Genomic DNA, 4,975 nt, shown 5'->3' with positions numbered 1-4,975 from the left:
TGACGGTATCACTCCCAACTTTGAAGCGTTAAGGCCTATGCGCGGACCACACCATACAGCCACTTCCGCCTCCATCTTCGGGGGAGGCTCCTCCATGGCGAAGATAGGGGAAGTGGCTTTGGCGCATAAAGGGATACTCTTTTTTGATGAGCTCCCCCATTTTTCCAAAAATGTACTCGAAGCCCTGAGAGAACCGCTACAGGATAAAAAGGTGCACATCGCAAGGGTCAATGCCAAGATAGAGTATGAAGCGGACATCATGTTCGTTGCAGCACAGAACCCCTGTCCTTGCGGCAATCTGCTCTCGAAGATCAAATCCTGCAGATGTTCAGAGGTGGAGATAAAGCGCTATCAGAATAAACTCTCTGATCCTTTCTTGGACAGGATAGATCTCTTTGTAGTGATGCAGGAGGTCAGCAGTGAAGACAAAGGAGATATCACTTCCTCGCAAATGCATGAAGCAGTACTGCAAGCGTTTACAATGCAAAAACTAAGAGGGCAGACAAGACTGAACGGGAAGTTGACAGAAGAAGAGATAGAGAGTTATTGCATGCTGGACCAGGGTGCAGGCAGGATCCTGGAAAGTGCGATCGGCAAATTCGGACTTTCACATCGGAGTATCGCTTCGGTGAAAAAAGTAGGCAGAACCATTGCAGACCTCAATGCGCATCAGAAGATAGAAAAATCGGATGTGTTGGAAGCCTTAAGCTACAGACGGAGAAAGTAGATATATGCTACGAAGCTGGAGACCATAGCAAGAAAAAGTGCATCCAAGTCAAATCAATTTGACTTGGATGCATATCGTAAAATAGAGTAAACTGCTCCTTCCATTTTAGTGTGTTGTCAATCTTAGGCTTGAAGGATAACCGTAAGAGTCAGCAGTTGTATAACCGTAGAGTATTGCTACCATGGAATATATCCTGTAATAACTCTTTTAGGCCCATCACCGACATCATAAGTGTCAATTGCTGTCAAAGAACCATTTGTTTCAATAGAATATGCTGACACATTATTATCACCATAATTAGCTACATATGCAAACATACTATCTGAACTTATATCAATAGATTTAGGCCTGGTTCCTGTAGCAGTTGAATCAATCAGAGTTAAGCTTCCATCACCCCCAATAGCATATCCAGTAACATTATTGTCATCAAATGATGTAAAATATATATACTTTCCTGAAGGGGTTACAGTAGAACTTTTTAATCCAGAAGCTGGATTAAGAATAGGGAATCCAGGCAATATAGTTAAATTACCATCTGTCTGATTGATACCATACCCATAAATTCCAGTACCTGAGGCATATCCCGCATAAAGATATTCACCATTTGGTGTTACAGCAAGCCAATTGAATGCATCTTCTTCAAGAATGTTACTTGTATTTTCTGAGTAAGAACCATTTTCATCATATATAATATGCGAATAAATATCTCCATCCTCTGAACCTACAAAAAAGAATTTCCCCGATGGATGCATAACAATTGAATGTGCTTCATATTCTTCGTAAGGTGATGTAGAGAGTTCAGTTAAAGCACCTGTTTCACTATCAATACTAAATGCTGAAATTTCAAAATCATTTTGATTAGTGATATAAATATATTTGCCGTTTGGTGTAATTGCCCCATTTAATGCCATTGTCATATTAGATTCAGAGACAAGTGTAAGCCCACCTTCTCCTATAGAATAGACTCCTACAGAACCATTATCGTCCCAACTACCATTTGAGGAAGCAGAATTCATGACTATAAGGAATTTTCCATTGGGATGAATGATAAGATCCGTCGGTTTATACCCAACTGAAAGATCATCCACTTTTGTCAATGTTCCTAAAGTATCGATATTAAATACTGATAAGGTGCTGTCATTAGTATTTGCAGTTAACACTACATTATCTGACACTGTAGAGTGTGTTGAAGGTGTTGAAGGTGTTGAAGAGGAACTATTCCCACATCCACTCAGCGACACAAGAGCAGCTGCTCCTGCCAACCAAAGTAATGATTTTATATGGTTTGTTTTCATTTCTTATCCTTTTGTAACTTGCCACAATCTTATATTGTGCTTCAGTTGAGTCTATATATAGACCACTAAGCTTGTTACAACTGGAAAAAATGGTAATTTGGGATAATGATAGACCAAGTCACCATTTTCCCAGGCAACCCGGCTATCTTAAGGAAGACCCGTGGCTTTCCGCCCCTCTCTTACGGGAGGTTTGGCTTTTTACTGTAAACAAGGATTTATAAACCTTGAAAGCTTACTTTAAAATAAGCTATCTGGTTCCATAATATTATAAAAAGTCTTAATATAAAATAAAATAATATATTGGGAGAGAATTAGTTAGTAAAAGAAAGGGAAAGAAGATGCTTTACTTGAAAGCATCTTGAAGGATTAGAATACCGAACAAACCGCTTTTGTCACGATAAATCCACCGATCACCAGCCATGCGAACATTGCTGAAGCTGTATAGACCGGTGCGAGTCCAAGACCTTTGAACTTCGCAAAACGTGTTCCCATACCAAGAGCGGTCATTGCCATGGTAAGGAGGAAGGTATCGATCTCGTTGATCAGACTTACGATATCTGCAGGTACAAGGTGCAGTGAGTTGAAGCCTGCTACACCGATAAAATACACGGCGAACCAAGGGATCACCAGTTTTACTTTTTCACCGGCGCCACCCTCTTTTTTTGCACTGTAGCTCAGGTAGATACCAAGAATGATCAGCATAGGTGCGATCATGATGACCCTTGTCATCTTCACGATCACAGCTGCATCTGCCATCTCTTTAGGCGAACCCGGTACGGAAGCAGGTACTGCAACGACCTGGGCCACTTCATGGATAGTTCCACCGACATAGATACCGAACTCTTTTGCGGTCATGTGAAGGAATCCTGCTGCGGGTTCAATGATCGCAGTGTAGAGTACCGGGTAAAGGAACATAGAGATCGTACCGAAAAGTACGACCATCGATACCGCAATGGCTGCTTTATACTCTTCTGACTTGAGTACCGGCTCTGTGGCAAGGACGGCTGCCGCACCACATACCGATGCTCCTGAAGCCGTCAGCATGGAAGTATCTTTTTCCATACCGAAGATCTTATGTCCCAGCCAGGTACCGAGGATAAAGGTTGAAGCCAGCATGATCAGAGAAACAAGGAATCCTGCCATCCCTACATCAATGATCTCTTGAAAGGTCAGTCTGAAACCATAGAACACGATCGCAAAACGCAGGATCTTTTTCGCTGAGAAAGTGATTCCCCCCTGCCATTCCTCAGGTGTCTGGTTATGCAGGGTATTGGCATAAAATATACCGATGACAATACCGATCACAAGCGGAGAAAGTCCAAGTGCCTGGACCGGAGCCAGATTTGAGATAAATGTTGCTGCCGCAGCAAAGATAGCGACAAACAGGATACCGCTCATGGTTCCTTTACGGTTTTGGGCAGAAAAAGCCATATAGATCCTTTTATTCAGTATAATTGATTACTTTTGCGAAATTATACTATATTTTTGATATAATTTGCAAATATGGGTATAAAATAGTACATTGAATGAATTTATGAAAAAGAGTAGAGAATGAAAATAACACTGAGACAGATGGAAATTTTTCTGAACGTGGTCGTCTCCGGGCATTTGACCAATGTGGCCAAGGATATGAAACTAAGCCAATCCGCCATTTCCATGTCTATCAAAGAACTGGAATCGATACTCGGCAGGCCGGTATTTGACCGTATCAATAAGAAACTTGTGCTCAATGAAGTAGGACGTGCCTTCTACAAAGAGATCGATCCTATCTTTAAAAAACTTACGGACATCGAATATGAATTCAAGAATTCTGAAAATAAAGGGATGATCCGTGTGGGTGCGAGTACGACGATCGTAGACTACATGATGCCGACGATCATCTGCAGCTATATGAGCGCCTATCCTGATGTGAAGATCACCCTTAAAGAGGGGAACACAAAAGAGATCGCCAGCATGATCAAAGAGGGAAGCATCGATATAGGTTTTGTCGAAGGGTTTGTTTCGGATGAGGATATCATAAGAGAAAAGATAGGGGTCGATGAACTGGTGGTGGTGACGGCAGAGAAACACCTCTGCAAAGGATGCGATATCAGTGATCTTGCAGAGAAAAAATGGGTACTGAGAGAAGAGGGGTCGGGAACCAGGGAGGTCTTTTTGAACTATATCAAAGAGAAAGCAGAGAAGCTGAACATATTTTTGGAACTGGGACATACTGAGTCCATCAAAAGTATCTTAAAGAACCGTGAATGCCTGACATGTATCTCAAAAATATCTGTTGAAAGTGAACTGAAAGAGGGAAAACTCCACAGAGTGCCGTTGAAGGATTTTGAGTGTAAAAGAGACTTTCTGATGATCTATCATAAGGACAAATATCACAGTGCACTGTTTGAAAAATTCGTCTACTTCTCCAGAAAACTGATGATACAGATGATAGAGGGAGAGAGCTGTCCGACGCTCAAAGACCCTAAAGATGCTTAAGGGCTTCCTGATACTCTTCAGGGTGGTTGAGGTTCATAAAAGGAAAGTCCTCATCAAACTTCACAAAACGTGTATTGGCAAGTGCCAGCAGCTCTTTCAGCTTATGGTTGTTCTTTTTCAACTGTGCATAGGCCAAAGGAAGGATGGACCGTTTATAGAGTCCGCAAAGCGGCTGCACACCGCTGGGACTTTCAGCCACGATCGCATCCAGTGTACTATCATTAGCGTTCAAGATCCTTTCTATGGTTTCCTTGTTGACGAACGGGGCATCCACACTTAATAGAAATACCTCCTCCGCATCCAGGGTTTCAAATACAGAGATGATCGCAGCAAACGGAGAACTCTCTTGATGGATATCTTCAATGACCCTGCAGCTGAAATCGAATTTATGCTTTTTTGCCGAGATATAGACGGTTTCAAACAAGCTGCTCAGCCTATGATACTGGAATTCGGCAAGACTCCGGTATGGTCCAAA

Annotated in this window: 5 protein-coding genes and 1 riboswitch; of the genes, 2 read left to right on the top strand and 3 right to left on the bottom strand. The window is 42.1% G+C overall.

What is annotated here, in order from left to right; genetic code table 11:
- The coding region (locus VIM88_RS00815) for an ATP-binding protein (protein WP_331860978.1) at positions 1-727 on the top strand (727 nt) is incomplete at its 5' end.
- A 176-nt stretch (positions 728-903) separates the two neighbouring features.
- On the opposite strand, the gene VIM88_RS00810 is transcribed toward VIM88_RS00815, so the two are convergent.
- Together VIM88_RS00810 and VIM88_RS00805 are read right to left on the bottom strand one after the other, a co-directional pair.
- A complete protein-coding gene (locus VIM88_RS00810; protein ID WP_331860977.1) occupies positions 904-2,022 on the bottom strand; it encodes a lactonase family protein in 1,119 nt (372 codons plus the stop codon).
- Positions 2,023-2,151: 129 nt separating this feature from the next.
- Positions 2,152-2,227, bottom strand: a riboswitch (cyclic di-GMP riboswitch).
- Between the two features lie 161 nt (positions 2,228-2,388).
- Positions 2,389-3,453 (bottom strand): YeiH family protein, encoded by a 1,065-nt coding sequence (locus VIM88_RS00805; protein WP_331860976.1) that lies wholly within the window; start codon positions 3,451-3,453, stop codon positions 2,389-2,391.
- Positions 3,454-3,573: 120 nt separating this feature from the next.
- Here VIM88_RS00805 and VIM88_RS00800 point away from each other — a divergent pair, with 120 nt between their 5' ends.
- On the top strand, positions 3,574-4,500 hold the full coding sequence (locus VIM88_RS00800; protein WP_331860975.1) for a LysR family transcriptional regulator: 927 nt from the start codon (positions 3,574-3,576) through the stop codon (positions 4,498-4,500).
- Here VIM88_RS00800 and VIM88_RS00795 read toward each other — a convergent pair.
- The coding region (locus VIM88_RS00795) for an NTP transferase domain-containing protein (RefSeq protein ID WP_331860974.1) at positions 4,487-4,975 on the bottom strand (489 nt) is incomplete at its 5' end. The two genes, VIM88_RS00800 and VIM88_RS00795, sit on opposite strands and share 14 nt — an antisense overlap.

It is taken from the genome of Sulfurovum sp. (genome assembly GCF_036568385.1).
Classification (GTDB): Bacteria; Campylobacterota; Campylobacteria; order Campylobacterales; family Sulfurovaceae; genus Sulfurovum.
The sequence above is the reverse complement of the archived record's forward strand: the minus strand, read 5'-3'. Positions and strand labels throughout refer to the sequence as shown.

Coding starts and splice junctions, on each gene's coding strand:
- VIM88_RS00800 (WP_331860975.1), top strand. CDS start 3,574: ATGAAAATAACACTGAGACAGATGGAAATTTTTCTGAACGTGGTCGTC.
- VIM88_RS00810 (WP_331860977.1), bottom strand. CDS start 2,022: ATGAAAACAAACCATATAAAATCATTACTTTGGTTGGCAGGAGCAGCT.
- VIM88_RS00805 (WP_331860976.1), bottom strand. CDS start 3,453: ATGGCTTTTTCTGCCCAAAACCGTAAAGGAACCATGAGCGGTATCCTG.